Origin of the sequence: Agriterribacter humi (assembly GCF_009192765.1) — a bacterium.
GTDB lineage: Bacteria > Bacteroidota > Bacteroidia > Chitinophagales > Chitinophagaceae > Agriterribacter > Agriterribacter humi.
Map to the genome: position 1 here is coordinate 644,751 of NZ_VOHQ01000001.1, position 15,214 is coordinate 659,964.

The 15,214-nt window shown below is 42.4% G+C and carries 11 protein-coding genes; 6 read left to right on the forward strand and 5 right to left on the reverse strand.

From position 1 onward, the window contains the following. Positions 1 to 14: 14 nt before the first annotated feature. A complete protein-coding gene (gene serA / locus FRX45_RS02470; protein WP_152266793.1) occupies positions 15 to 1,253 on the reverse strand; it encodes a phosphoglycerate dehydrogenase in 1,239 nt (412 codons plus the stop codon). Positions 1,254 to 1,326: 73 nt separating this feature from the next. On the opposite strand from serA, the gene FRX45_RS02475 reads away from it, so the two are divergent. The 6 genes from FRX45_RS02475 (at position 1,327) to FRX45_RS02500 (ending at position 11,262) form a co-directional block, all read left to right on the forward strand. Further along, a complete protein-coding gene (locus FRX45_RS02475) occupies positions 1,327 to 2,490 on the forward strand; it encodes a serine hydrolase domain-containing protein (protein WP_152266794.1) in 1,164 nt (387 codons plus the stop codon). 128 nt (positions 2,491 to 2,618) lie between these two features. Beyond that, positions 2,619 to 4,136, forward strand: a complete 1,518-nt coding sequence (locus FRX45_RS02480; protein WP_152266795.1) for an NAD(P)H-hydrate dehydratase — start codon at positions 2,619 to 2,621, stop codon at positions 4,134 to 4,136. 70 nt (positions 4,137 to 4,206) lie between these two features. Next, complete coding sequence (locus FRX45_RS02485) at positions 4,207 to 6,417, forward strand: sodium-translocating pyrophosphatase (RefSeq protein WP_152266796.1); 2,211 nt, start codon at positions 4,207 to 4,209, stop codon at positions 6,415 to 6,417. 465 nt (positions 6,418 to 6,882) lie between these two features. Continuing rightward, a complete protein-coding gene (locus FRX45_RS02490; RefSeq protein WP_152266797.1) occupies positions 6,883 to 8,556 on the forward strand; it encodes a T9SS type A sorting domain-containing protein in 1,674 nt (557 codons plus the stop codon). 184 nt (positions 8,557 to 8,740) lie between these two features. Next, entirely contained in the window at positions 8,741 to 9,121 is a 381-nt protein-coding gene (locus FRX45_RS02495) for a BlaI/MecI/CopY family transcriptional regulator (protein WP_152266798.1), read from the forward strand. Between the two features lie 17 nt (positions 9,122 to 9,138). After that, positions 9,139 to 11,262, forward strand: a complete 2,124-nt coding sequence (locus FRX45_RS02500; protein ID WP_152266799.1) for a M56 family metallopeptidase — start codon at positions 9,139 to 9,141, stop codon at positions 11,260 to 11,262. Between the two features lie 96 nt (positions 11,263 to 11,358). Here FRX45_RS02500 and FRX45_RS02505 read toward each other — a convergent pair whose 3' ends face one another. The 4 genes from FRX45_RS02505 to FRX45_RS02520 are packed head-to-tail and all read right to left on the reverse strand — an operon-like array spanning position 11,359 to position 15,186. After that, a complete protein-coding gene (locus FRX45_RS02505; RefSeq protein ID WP_152266800.1) occupies positions 11,359 to 12,963 on the reverse strand; it encodes an SLC5 family protein in 1,605 nt (534 codons plus the stop codon). 18 nt (positions 12,964 to 12,981) lie between these two features. Beyond that, on the reverse strand, positions 12,982 to 13,788 hold the full coding sequence (locus tag FRX45_RS02510; RefSeq protein ID WP_152266801.1) for a hypothetical protein: 807 nt from the start codon (positions 13,786 to 13,788) through the stop codon (positions 12,982 to 12,984). Further along, entirely contained in the window at positions 13,785 to 14,492 is a 708-nt protein-coding gene (locus FRX45_RS02515) for a PIG-L deacetylase family protein (RefSeq protein ID WP_152266802.1), read from the reverse strand. The genes FRX45_RS02510 and FRX45_RS02515 overlap by 4 nt, the downstream gene beginning before the upstream one ends. 13 nt (positions 14,493 to 14,505) lie before the next feature. Beyond that, positions 14,506 to 15,186 carry an RraA family protein gene (locus tag FRX45_RS02520; RefSeq protein ID WP_152266803.1) on the reverse strand — a complete coding sequence of 227 codons (681 nt, stop codon included), beginning with the start codon at positions 15,184 to 15,186 and terminating at the stop codon, positions 14,506 to 14,508. Positions 15,187 to 15,214 lie beyond the last annotated feature (28 nt).

Here is a 15,214-nt window from a genome sequence, read left to right on the forward strand (position 1 = left end):
TGAAACCCACAGTTCTAATACAACACCCTTACCTTAATCGTTTCCTTAATGCTTTTCAGTAAACTCATAGCTTCTTTGGAAAGATTTTTATTTACATCGAGTACTACATATCCTATTTCATCATTGGTTTTAAGATACTGCGCCAGGATGTTAATGTGATGAGAAGACAACTGCGTGTTGATCTGTGATAAAACACCCGGTACATTTTTATGAATATGCAGTATCCTGTGCGCTCCCTCCTGCAATGGCAGCGCCAGTTCAGGTACAGTATGCGAACCTGTAGTAATACCTGTTTCCAGGAAATTGATCAGTTTCAGGCTTACGTCTTCGCCTATATTTGTTTGCGCCTCTTCAGTGGAACCGCCTATATGGGGGGTAAGAATAACATTGGGCAGGTTTTGCAATGGCGTGTGAAATGCATCGCCGTTTTTTTCAGGTTCCACAGGATACACATCAATAGCCGCGCCTGAAAGCTGATTGTTTTGCAATGCCAGGGCCAAAGCGTCCAGGTCTACTACCTGCCCGCGGGCATAATTGATAAGAATAGATCCCTTTTTAAAATGCTTAAATACAGCGGCGCTGATCAGATTTTTGGTTTGCGCTGTTTCCGGTACATGCAGGGTTACAATGTCGGCTTCCTGTAAAACCTCTTTCATGCTCTTCCGGGATTGAGCATTGCCCAGGGGGAGCCGGGTAGCAATATCATAAAAAATTACTTTCATGCCCAAAGCCTCTGCCAGTACACTTACCTGGGCGCCAATGTTTCCATAACCAATAATGCCCAGTGTTTTACCCCGCAATTCATAACTTCCCTTCGATTCTTTTAGCCACGTTCCCTCATGTGCGGCCTTATTTTTATCCGGAATCCGGCGTATAAGCATAACCGACAGCCCTATAACCAGTTCGGCCACCGATCGTGTATTGGAATAGGGTGCATTAAATACAGATACGCCGTTTGCTGTAGCCTTGTTAAGATTAACCTGGTTTACGCCAATACAAAAACAGCCTATAGCCTGAAGCTTGCCGGCAGCGTTGAGCACTGCAGGTGTTATTTGCGATTTGGAACGAATGCCCAGCAGATGGGCTTCTTTAACTTCTTTTATGAGTTCTTTTTCCGGTAATGCCCCGCCTATTCTTTTGATAGAAGTATATCCTGCCTTTTTAAAATTTTGTACTGCCTGTTCACTTATATTTTCCAGCAATAAAATGTTAATTTTTTCTTTGGGATAACTGGTCCGTTTTTTGTCGTTCATAATTTTATTTATAAAATTGCAGTGCGAAAATAATAAGTAATTGCCTTTCAACGTTCTTTTCCAATCAATCCCGATGAAAAATTTTGTTTATTATATTTTACTGATTTCCTTTTTTGCTCCCGGTTGTTACTATTCCACCATCAAAAAAAATAAGCCTCAGCCACTTCCCGAAAAGGATTCTGTAGTGCATGCGCCCGTCGTTTCGGAAGCAGAATTTAAGCGTTGTTACAATGCTTCGGAACAGTTTTACAAGGATATACTGGAGAGAAGCCATTTCAGCGGAGAATTTCTTGTAGCCAAAAAAGGTGAGATCATTTTTGAAAAATATGCCGGTTACGGTCATATCAACGGTAAAGATTCTCTGAATGCCAACAGCGCCCTCCACCTGGCCTCTGTATCAAAGACCTTTACAGCTATGGCTGTACTCAAACTTTGGGAACAGGGCAAATTGCAGATCGGTGATGAAGCTTCTGTTTACCTGCCGGGATTTCCCTATGAAGGCGTTACTGTAAAAACTTTATTGAATCACAGGAGTGGCTTGCCAAATTATGTTCATGTAATGGAACAATTAGGCTGGGACAGAAAAAAAGTCGTGTATAATGAAGATGTACTGCAATTTTTGGTTACCAACAAAGATAAATTGCAGGTAGCGAGGCCCGACAGGTCATTTCACTACTGCAATACCAATTATGCATTACTGGCGCTCATTATAGAAAAGGTAAGCGGCATGCCTTACCCGCAATTTATCTATGAAAACTTTTTTGCACCGCTGGGCATGACCAATAGTTATGTATTTACCATGTCTGATTCTTCAAGAGCCCTTCCTTCCTATAATTATAAAAACAAACAGGAGGCATTTACTTTTTTAGATGCTGTATATGGTGATAAAAATATCTACAGTACTGTCCGCGATCTATTAAAATGGGAAACAGCCCTTAGTTATGGCAACCTGTTTAAACAGTCTACTCTCGATTCGGCCTATGCAGGTTACAGCTATGAAAAGAAAGGTATAAAAAACTATGGATTGGGATGGAGAATGCTGGAATACCCCAACAACGAAAAGATCATTTACCACAATGGATGGTGGCATGGCAACAATACTGTTTTTGCCCGCATACTCAAAGATTCGGCTACTATTATAATACTGGGAAATAAATACAACCGTAATATCTACATGGCAAAAAAACTTTTCCCTGCTTTTGGAGATTATGCTACGGACGAAGATACGGAGGAGTAGATATACAGGGTTGTTACAGGGTACAAGTTCCATGCACACCCTGAGAACTGAAACCTGTAACCTGAAACTTAACGGCTTCATTTCGGCTTTGTTAAATCCCTAACTTTACCGTTCCAAGTAACTTTTTCATGAAACTATTTTCTGCTGCACAAATCAGGCAATGGGATCAGTATACCATACAAAATGAACCGGTAAACTCTGTTGATCTGATGGAAAGAGCCGCTACATGTTGCTGTGACTGGATAGCTTCCAATATACCGGCTCCTCAAAAATATATGGTGTTTTGCGGTCCCGGCAACAATGGCGGCGATGGCTTAGCTATAGCCCGGTTGCTTATCCTTAAAAAAAATACAGTACAGGTGTTTATCCTGGGAAACACCGGAAAAAGCTCCACCGATTTTCTCACCAACCTGGAAAAACTACAGGCATCCACAACTCAGATAGAACTGCTGGAAAGGGAAAGTGCATTTCCTGTCATCCCCTCATCCGATATTGTTATAGATGCATTGTTTGGTAATGGGCTCAATCGTCCTTTGGATATCTTGCCGGCAGCATTGGTTACCCATATTAATCGTTCCGGGGCTCCTGTTATTGCCATTGATATACCCAGCGGCCTTTTCGCAGATAAAAGTTCAAAAGAAAACGCCATTGTCCATGCCACAGCTACATTAACGTTCCAGGTAATGAAACTGGCGTTTTTACTGCCAGAAAATGCTGCTTATACAGGAAATATTCACATCATGGATATCGGCCTGAACCAGCAATATTATAATAATACAGCCGCGGATTTTGAAATTACTGAGCAGCAAAGCATCCATTCCTTCATTCAACCCCGAAAAAAATTTTCTCACAAAGGAACCTATGGAAACGCCGCCCTGATTGCCGGCAGCCATGGCATGATGGGTGCTGCTGTGCTTGGAGCTAAAGCCTGTATCCGCAGCGGAACAGGTAAGCTTACCTGCTATATTCCTGCCTGCGGGTATACCATTATACAATCCACCGTTCCTGAAGCCATGTGTGTAACCGGCACAAATGAAAAGTATCATACTTCCCTCACGCTAAAAGCCGAATATAATGCTTATGCCATTGGCCCAGGACTTGGACAGCATGAAACGGGAGCAACTGTCCTGGAAACCCTGCTGGATAAAAGACCCCTGCGACTGATCATAGATGCCGATGGTTTGAACCTGCTATCGGCTAACCCCCGGCTATACTCAAAAATACCGGAGCATACCATTCTCACTCCTCATCCAAAAGAATTTGAACGGCTGTTTGGAACCACCAAAAATGATTTTGAACGGCTTGAGCTGGCATTGCAAAAGGCCAAAGAACTACAGGTATATATTGTAATAAAGGGAAATTATTCATTCATAGCCACACCTGGTGGAAAAGGATTTTTTAATCCAACCGGCAATCCCGGTATGGCCACTGCAGGCAGTGGTGATGTGCTTACAGGTATATTATTAGGGCTATACGCACAGTATAACAATGCTGAACAGGTTGTTTTAACCGGGGTATTCCTGCACGGGCTGGCAGGAGATATAGCTGCAAAACAACAAACGGAGGAAGCGCTTGTAGCGGGAGATATTATCGAAAGTATGCCAGCGGCTTTCGCAGATATAAAAACCGGTGTTTATTTTACCTAAATGGTATTTTTCAGCCTGAAACCCCTATTTTTGCCGTCCCAAAAACATAACATACAAGAACTTAACAATTATGGACAAATTGTTCTATCTCGTACCCGTTCTGGGGGTACTCGGATTACTTTACACTTTTGTAAAATTCAATTGGGTTGTTAAGCAGGATGCGGGTTCCGACCGCATGAAGGAAATCAGTAATTATATTGCGGAGGGAGCCATGGCCTTTTTAAAAGCGGAATGGAAGATATTAGGCTATTTCGTTGTTATTGTTGCTATTCTTTTGGGAGTTATGGCACAGGCAAACCCCCACTCCCACTGGTCTATTTCTATTGCTTTTATTTTGGGCGCCGTATTTAGCGCTACTGCCGGCTATATAGGTATGCGCATCGCTACCAAAAGCAATGTTCGCACCGCCCAGGCTGCTAAAACCAGCCTGAGCAAAGCACTATCGGTTTCGTTTACAGGAGGTTCGGTTATGGGCCTTGGTGTGGCAGGTTTAGCTGTATTAGGATTGGGAAGCGTATTCATTATTTTATACCTGCACTTTGTAAGTGGTATTACGCCGGCAACACCGGAATATAACCTTGCCATGGTAAAAGCCATTGAAATTCTCACGGGTTTTTCTTTGGGTGCCGAGAGTATTGCATTATTTGCGCGTGTAGGCGGCGGTATATATACCAAAGCCGCAGATGTGGGTGCAGACCTGGTAGGAAAAGTAGAAGCAGGTATTCCGGAAGATGATCCGCGTAACCCGGCAACCATTGCTGATAATGTAGGCGACAATGTAGGTGATGTCGCAGGCATGGGAGCGGATTTATTCGGTTCTTATGTGGCAACGGTACTTGCAACCATGGTGTTAGGGCAGGAAACGATTTCGGTTGATAATTTTGGAGGGATGGCACCTATATTACTACCCATGTTGATAGCGGCGGTTGGTATCATTTTTTCCATTGTAGGTACATGGTTTGTTAAAGTAAGTGATAAAGCCGGAATTAATACGGATACCGTTCAGAAGGCCCTGAACATGGGGAACTGGGGCTCTATCATACTCACAGCACTGGCTTCTATTGGATTGGTATATTATATTTTACCGGAAACCATGTCGCTCCGCGGACATGAATTTACCAAATGGGGTGTATTGGGCGCTATTGCTGTAGGGCTTGTAGTGGGCGCTTTAATGAGCATTATTACAGAATTTTATACAGCAATGGGCAAAAGACCTGTACTGTCTATAATACGTCAATCGTCTACCGGCCATGCTACCAATGTAATTGGCGGTTTGGCAGTAGGCATGGAATCTACATTTCTACCTATACTGGTATTGGCAGGCGGTATATGGGGTTCTCATGAGTTTGCCGGTTTATATGGTGTAGCTATAGCTGCAGCAGGTATGATGGCAACTACTGCTATGCAATTGGCCATTGATGCATTTGGACCCATTGCAGATAATGCAGGCGGTATAGCGGAAATGTGTGAATTACCTAAAGAAGTACGTGAAAAAACAGATGTGCTGGATGCTGTAGGTAACACCACGGCAGCTACCGGAAAGGGATTTGCCATTGCCTCGGCAGCTTTAACGGCATTGGCTTTGTTTGCGGCTTTTGTAGGCGTGGCCGGAATAGATGGCATTGATATTTACAATGCTAAGGTATTGGCTGCTCTTTTTGTTGGAGGAATGATACCATTCATATTCTCGTCTCTTGCAATACGTGCGGTTGGTGAAGCGGCAATGAGCATGGTGGAAGAAGTTCGCCGCCAGTTTCGCACCATACCCGGAATTATGGAAGGTACCGGAAAACCTGAATATGATAAATGTGTGGCTATTTCTACGGAAGCCTCAATAAAAAAAATGATGCTGCCCGGTGCTATTGCCATTATTTCTCCGCTGATCATTGGCTTTTTGGCAGGACCAGAAGCTTTGGGCGGCTTTTTAGCAGGTGCAACGGTATGCGGCGTGCTGATGGGGATGTTTCAGAACAATGCCGGTGGCGCGTGGGACAATGCCAAAAAATCTTTTGAAAAAGGCGTAGAGATCAATGGTGAAATGTTTTACAAAAAATCTGAACCGCATAAAGCATCTGTTACCGGAGATACCGTGGGCGATCCGTTCAAGGATACTTCCGGCCCATCTATGAATATCCTGATAAAATTGATGTCTATTGTTTCGCTGGTAATAGCCCCTACACTGGCAGAAATATACAATACTAAAACAGGACAGGCTACTATTGAAAAAAAGCAGCCAACCGAACAGGTAATTACAACGAGCACAAGTCAGGTTATACCATAGTCACTCATTACATATTATTCAGCCGGGCTTTTTCAGAAATGCCCGGCTTTTTTATTTCGGGCAACTTCTAACAGATAATTTATCATGAGGTAATTTAGAGCACATAGCTCTTACTGCCTGATATTCAACTCCACATAAAGTTTCTAAAAAAATATATACTACTTTTCAACCTTTATTGTTCATTTCTGCGTACTTATACGCAATAATTTTCATAGAAATTTTACTGTACATTTATTTTTGATTCAAGAAGATTAGTATCTTCACTTTTTCTCAACATTAACTACCTATTGAAAGTACAATATCCTTTCTGTAAAATCACCCCTATTATACCCATTTAAAACCCAGTGTAGTATTTAGTTCCGGTGCATATACATTTTGCATTACTTCCACTATCCCTTGATCTGCCTCGCTAATATTGACATTGTTCCTTAAAACCTTCTATTAAGTGTACATAAATTATTTCTCATGAAATCAATTTTACTTTCCTTTATATATCTCGCAATTTCAATAATTGGGGTAGGGCAGCAATATAATATTGAGGATACTAATTATGCTGCAGGCATTCGATATGATCCTGTATTAAATGTTGACGTTCTTGTTAGCGGAGAAGCGTGGCGAAACGCTGGAGCTATGGTGCGTTATAATCATCTTAATGCAAAATTTGAAGTAACTGGCGGCTGGCTAACCCAGTTTAATGAAGGAATAGCACCTGGGGTCTATGGCTCCCCTGGTAACAATACCGATTATTTTTTGTTTCAGGGAAATAATGAAATTTCCGGCACGAACGGTACTATTTCTTTTGATACCGTTCGTTTTAACATCGGTGCCTCTAATGTTATGAGCATTACCAACTTCAATAGCGGTTTTCCAGATGCACCTTATTATGGACAATCGCCCGGCGGCATTATGATTGCAAAAGCGCTTTATTTTAACAATGGTATTACTACAACTTTAAGAAACAACCCTGTAAACGGCGCTATAGTATTTGTAAACAATGCTTTTTATGAAGGCGGCTCAACAGATGCACAACATGTTGATGGGTTTGTAAGTGAAATTAATTATGCATCAAATCCGCAACCCCGGGGACATAATGGCGACTTTACATTTCCGGTCGGTAACGGCAGCGAAGTTCACCAGTTAAGAAGGCAGGGCATATTCAACGATGCAGATTCCACTCTTACAGTGGGATGGGTAAACGAGGACCCTAATTTGCCTGCAACACAAGATCCCACCCAGAAAGATCACAACCCGACAATCAATTTACCAGATCAGGTGGTTGCAATTGTTAAAGCCGGTTTTTGGGATTGGCATTACCAGCGGACTGTGGTTTTGGGTACAGAGGATTACGAAGGCGCTACAGCAATGAAAAATCCACAGACCATTACCGTTTCGATTCCCGATTTAAGTGATTACCCCGGTTTACAGCCCGGTGAGCTACGGTTAATAGGATATGATCCGCTTACTTTAAGTTGGTTAAACCTCAGTGGCAGCGCTGGTGCCTCCGGATTAACTAAGGGCTCTACTCTACAAGGCACTATTCCTGCCGAACAGTTAATTACCGCAATTGCCATCGGCAGCACCAATAATGTAATTCTGCCCGTTACCTTCAGCGCCTTTACCGTTAAAGCAGAAGGCTGCAAGGCATTATTGGAATGGCAAACTGGTATGGAGCAAAACAACAGCCATTTTGTAATAGAACACAGCATCAACGGAAATGAATTTACCGCTATCGGGCGCGTTGGTGCTGTTGGTAACAGCAATAGCCTGAATACTTACAGGTTCAAGGATGAAGCTCCTGTTAGCGGTATTAATTATTACCGCATTACACAGGTAGATTTTGACGGCAAACATTCCAGCACTGATATTAAGGCTATAAGAATACAATGCAACGGGAATGCGGTAGCCATAAAAGCATATCCTAATCCTGCTACCAGTCAGGTGAATATCCAAAGTGGCAAAGCGGTAGCACAGGTCAACGTAGTGGCCAGCAACGGACAAACCGTAATGAAATATGTACCATCACAAAACCAGGGCGGCACATTCTCGCTGAATATACAACGTGTTCAAAAAGGTATCTATTTATTGCAGGTAGTAAATAAGGATGGCACCATTGACGTAATTAAATTATTGAAACAATAAACCAACTTCAAAGTTCAGATACAGGTCAAAAATGGAAGCATGCTTTCATTTTTGACCTTTCTTTATTCAGATGCTGTATGCCCACTTTCACCTTTTTCCTTCTAAAATTATTGTAAAAAATATATGACTTGCTTGTTTAGTTACGAATGAAATCGTATATTCGGTTACGAAAAAAATCGTATACATGGCACAACAAAAAACAACAAGGCCTACAGAAAGTGAACTTGAAATATTGCAGGTACTATGGGCTAAGGAAAATGCAACAGTAAGAGAAGTACATGAAATTTTATCTGCCAGTAAAGATGTGGGATATACCACTACCCTTAAACTGTTGCAGATCATGCATGAAAAAGGATTGGTGAGCAGGAACGATTCCTCTAAAACGCATATTTATCAACCGGTAGTAAGCCGCGAAAAAACACAGAAACATTTTGTAGGCAAAATGATAGATAATCTTTTTTCAGGTTCATCGGCTCAATTGGTAATGCAGGCCTTAGGCAATCATAAAACCAGCCCCGATGAACTGGAAGAAATACAAAAATTACTCAACGCGCTGAAAAAGTAATATAAAAAGCGTTCCAAATGACTTCAATATATCAATCACCATTTTTAATTGCCCTTGGGTGGACAATAGCTGCCAGCATATGGCAATCGGCCCTGTTGTGGCTGTTTTACCAGGTAATATGCAGTGTGCATCGTAATATATTTCCTGCCCGCAAACATTTTATAGCTTCACTATTGCTATTGGGGTCATTCGGATGGTTTAGTATAACGCTGGCAAACAAATACAGTGAAGCAATAAAGTTAAACGACTATTTATCCGGGTTGGCAGCAAATACAAATATTGCAACATCTTATTCCACAGATATCCTGTTTTCTTACAACGGTTTAAGAGACTTTGCCAATCAATACCTTCCTTATATTTCAGCAGCTTATCTTATTGTATTGTTGCTGCTCTCGGTAAAATTAATAAACGCCTATTTGTATTCTAAGCAACTAAAAACAAAAGGTTTACTCCAAATAGACGAACATTGGATTGACCTGGTAAACAAATATGCCCGGAGGATCGGTATTGTCAAAAAAGTACAGATCCACCTTAGCCAGTATATCAGTGTTCCTGCCACTTTAAACTTTTTTAAACCTGTTATTCTACTTCCATTAGCAGCGTTTAATCATCTTAGCCCGCAACAGGTAGAATCCATCATCTTACACGAACTGGCGCATATTAAACGGAATGATTATCTCATTAATATTATTGCATCCGTAATTGAAACCATTCTTTTCTTTAATCCATTTGTTCATCTTTTGGGTAAATCATTAAAAAAAGAAAGGGAACATTGTTGTGATGATTTTGTGCTGCAGCACCGTTTCGATCCGCATAGCTATGCCTCTGCACTGCTGTCGCTGGAGCAATTGAGAGTTGGAATACAACCCCTGGCAATAGCCGCTACGGGAAAAAACAGCCATCAGTTGCTGGGGCGAATAAAAAGGATAATGAACGTAGGCACTACCAATTTTAACTATGGGCAAAAATTATTAGCGCTTGTTTTGATGGCTTTTATAATGATATCCGTGGCGTGGCTTTCTCCTTCTTCACGAAACAATTTAACAAGCCGGGCTGAAGATGCTTCTAATGATGAAGCCGAACTAAAGGATCAGTACCCTGGCGCCTCTACGGGCATACGTGAAAATAAAACAGTCCATGTGCAAGAACGCGTAAAAGACATGCCTGGCGTAAATAGTAATAAAAATAAAAAACCTACCCATTCAGCCGCCCAAAGTAAAAATGATATTCCTGTTTTGGCAGATGGTAAAATGCTATTGCCACCCACCCCACCCCCGCCTCCTCCTGTAAGAGAAGACGGATTTGGCGTAACCGTGTCACCTTTTCCTTCTTTGAACCAGGATCTGTCGCCAAACCTATTTGATAATCCTTCATTATATGTTCCACATGATTTTACAGACAATGATACCAAATGGAATACCCCGGAATGGCTGAATGTTTATTCGGACCTAAAGGAGCAATTGAACAGCAAAATATCATTAAACGATCTTACACCATTTATGGATGCTTCTAAAATAAAAATCCTTCAAAACCAATTGCTGAACCAGGAACAATTACAGGCTTTATTGAAACATTTTAACGATGTACAGCTTCAGTATAAAAACGGCATTGAAAATATACAGGCCAAACGCAGAGCTGTTGAAAAAAAAACCAACAACAGATCCAATAAAGGTCGCGCTATAGAAAAACGCGCTGAATTTTTATTTTTTAAACAGCTAAAAGCAATACTGCCGGATACAAAAAAGATGTTTACTGAAGAAAAATTAAAATTAGACAGCATACGGAAAGCATCTGCTGAACTGGCTGAAAAGCAAAAACAAATATGGTTAGAACAGACAAAAGAAGAAGCCGATGCAGATGAAAAAAATAGTACGGCCTCATATGAATTTATTGTACGTGTTGATAACCGTGTCAATTTCCATCCTGCCATACCGGGCGACCTACAGAAAACTATTGAGGTAGTAACAAATGCAGAAAAAGAATTAGCTGAAAATCCAACAGGAAGAAACCGCAGCCATCCCCGAAATCGTGCATTCACATTCACCATTGCGCCACCTGATAATAGCAAGTCCAACAAACAAAAACCTGTTCACCGCTCCATTAATACCAGGAAAAATCAAAAACAGGTTATTTCATTATAAAAACCGCTGTGCGAAGTCTGGAGACTTCGCACTTACTATGTTCTTTGGAGACTATGTCTCCACAGTATAAAAAAATATCAATAAATATTCAATGCCTTACCAGAATCGCCAATAAATATAACACCAGGCTATTGCATACAGTATCAGCCATAGTTTAATACTTTGCCACCAGGGCCTTTTTTGGGCTCCTTCTTCCAAAGTACTGACCCAGGATATCCGCCATAAAAAAGGCTTTACCTGTTCGTTAGTGGGTGGCGTAGTTCTTAATGAAACTATCATAATCAGCAGCATAGTTAGTGCTTGTGCGATAGCGCCAACATATAACCAATGGAGCTGTATATCCGCAGCCATTAAGCCCAGCGCAAGTATGATCTGAATAAAGACACCTCCAATTAAACCCGCAACAGCTCCGGCATAACTGGTACGCCTCCAAAAGATACCCATTAGCAATACAGAGATAAACGGAGTAGCCATATAGGTAACACCTGTTTGAAAATATTTGAACAATCCGATACTGCCCACCAAAGGAGCAACCAAAGAAGATACCAATAAAGCAGCGCCTCCTGAAACCTGCCCGGTAATGATCAGTTCCCTGTCTTTGGCATTTTTCCGGATAAATTTTTTGTATACATCTAATGAAAAAATAGTGGCAATGGAATTGGAAAGCGCACTTACGGTGGACATTACCGCTGCAAAAAAACCAGCCAGTATAACACCTTTCAATCCCGACGGGGCAAAAAGTTCCAGCGCTACGGGAAACGCACGATCCTGACTATCCGGCAATAAGGAAGGCCCCTGTTGCATAACATCTAACCAGTGATATACGATCAAACCCAGCAGGCAGGTTACTAATGGACGGATAATATTAATGAATCCGGAAAAAATAAGCCCCATCATTCCATCCCAGGTACTGCGGGCCGAAAGAATGCGCTGGATCATTACCTGGTTAGAAGACTGGTAAAATAAAAAAACGCCAAATGATGCCAGGATCAGTCCGGCAAATGGCGCTTCGGCATCGGAAGGAGGCTGATAAAGATGAAACCGTTCTGGCGCCGCGGCAACCATTGCATCCCAGCCGCCCGGAATTTTGTCAAGCGCAACAAAATAAAAAATCACACCCCCTCCTATCAGCATCACGCACTGAATGGCATCCGTCCACATTACAGAACTCAACCCGCCTAACAATGTATAACTCGCGGTTACCAGCACAATACCTGCCATTACATACCCCTGGTTCCACCCGGTTAGCTCACTAAGGGTAATGCTGCCGCCATAAATAACAGGGGGGAGAAAAACAAAAACATAACCGATCAGTATTACAAAACTATAAATAGCGCCGCAAGCGGGCCCAAAACGCCGGTTTAACAAATCGGGAACCGTCATTATTTTATTCCGCAAATACAGGGGGATAAAAAAGATCATCATCAATAAATAAGTAGGCAACGCCCACCATTCCCAGTTTGCAATTGCCAGTCCTCCTTTGTAGGTAGCTCCAATTGTGCCCACAATCTGTTCACTCGATACAGATGTGGATACAAATGCAGCCCCAATGAGATACCAAGGCATATTTCCGGATGCAAGGAAGTATCCTTCGGTAGTTCGTTTCACCTTCCTGGCTGCCATTAACCCAATAATAACCACCAGCAATGTTTCTCCACCAATGATCAGTATATCCAGCAACGAAAGATGAAAATTTTCCATAAGAATACGGATAAGCTATTAAGTGTTATAAAGCTCCTTTTTTGTGAACGCCTGCAATCGCCAGCGTTGCAGATGATAGGCAGATTCACCTGGTACAACAAATATTCTTTCGCTCAATGTTTCCAACTCCATAAAATCAGTGCAAACAAATACTTCTGTATTGCACCCGTAATCAACACATGCTTCAGGAATGGATAAACCGGGGCTGTCAATGATCAATGTTCCCTGTTGCTGAACAGCAGTAAGCAAGGGGTGTTCGCTATGCCATCCGGCTTTCCCCCTGAAATCTCCGGACTTTAACGTCATTCGGTTGTTTACCTGTTGCCATTGGGCCGGATCGGTTCCGGGCCAGAAATGAATATCTTCGGCAGTACAGGAAGCAAGCAACTGAGCTGAACGCGGAACACAGGTAATGGCCCACAACGCTCCCGACCATTCTTCTTTTCCATTATTTTCAAGTATATGCTGTATCTCAAATCCTTCTTCCCCCACCCCGCTACCGATTACGATAGAAAGCCTTGTGCCGTCTGGTTTTTGTTTAGCTGAGACCTGCAATTTTGAGTCAATAATTTTAACATCACAGGGTTCATTATCCGGGTAATAGCTATCAGCACTTTCGGGTGCAACCGTAAACCGGTGACCACCGTAAATGCGCCATTCGTCAACCCGAAAATTAGTAAAGTCTTCGTACAAAAGATTGCGATTACCCCCATGGCTAACCGAAAGTATGCGCGGGCCGGCGGATGTGCCTGCTATTAATTCGTATTGATTAACGCTGCATTTTACCGCATCCCAGTCATTCCATTTGACGAAAGTAAAATTCATGGTAAAATACGGCTTGTCAATCCCCGCTGAAACGCATCCATACGCGTAAAACCTTCTGCATACCGGCAGCCGGCAGCCAATCCTCTAAATCGTGCCTGCACTTCAATCATATCAAACAAATTTGTATTTGCCAATTGTTGCATGGCTTCAAACTGGCTCTTGTGACAAGCCAGCATTTTCTTTTTTGTTTCAAATACTTTCGTAATGTCAACGTATTCGGTTGGCAGAAACCCTATTCCCCCAAGATTATCCATAAAGTATAATTGCGACTGGCCGAAGCGGCAGGCAGGCAGGGATTGATCGGGAATATGCGGCAACCCCTTTTGAAAATACGCATCGAACACCAATTGCCCCACATACCGGTGATCCGGATGATAATCGTTGGGCGAATGGGTAAAAATAACATCCGGATCCGCCTCCCTTAATATATCAATCATAATGCGCCTTTGTTCCCGGTCGGGAAAAACATGCTCATCCATCACTCCGCCCCAAATTACCTTTGCACCAATAACAGCCGCTGCCGCACGGGTTTCCGCTTCCCTTATCTTTCCCAGTTCGGCAGGTGCTATTACCGCGTCACCCATACTGCCATCCGTAAATACAGCTATAGTAACATGATGTTCTTCTTTAGCATAACGGATAAGCGTACCCGCGCAAAGGATCTCCGTATCATCGGGGTGGGCAACTACACAAAGAATATTCATATATGATTATTGATTAGAGCACACCATAACGGTCGTATACCGCTCTCAGTGAATCGCCGTTAAGCAAATCTATTCTTGACTGATCTTCCTTAAATACTTTTTCATACGCCATATCAAGTACTTTATCTTCTATTTCACGGGGAACCACCACCACTCCATCAAAGTCGGAAAAAACAAGTTCGCCGGGATTTACCACTACATCGCCGCAACGTACAGGCACATCATACGCCATTACACGTCCTCTTCCCAGGCTGTCTAACGGGCGAATGCCGACATAGAAAACGGGGAATTTCATTTCAATAATTTTTTTGCAATCGCGGATCATACTGTCGCATATACAACCCACCGCTCCATTGCGTTTGGCAATAGTGCTCATCAATTCACCCCATGGTGCATTGGTGCCCGCAAAGTCTGTAGAGTGCACCACCACATCTCCATTTTTCAGCGAATCTACTGCTTCGATCTCCAAACTGTACGGATCGTCTTCAATATAATCTGTTTCCATCCAGCGATAGGTTCTTGCCCGGCCAACCATCGTACTGTTTTCTGCATCAAGCGGTCTTAAACGCTGGTGCATTGCCTGGTTCCTGTATCCCAGGATATCCAGTACATCGCAAACAATAGCTACATAGAGGTTTTCTTTTATCCATTTAAATTTCTCTTCGTCGGTGTAAAGTCTGGTTTTTGTTTCCATGTTAAAATATATTTGATGAGCTGTTTCA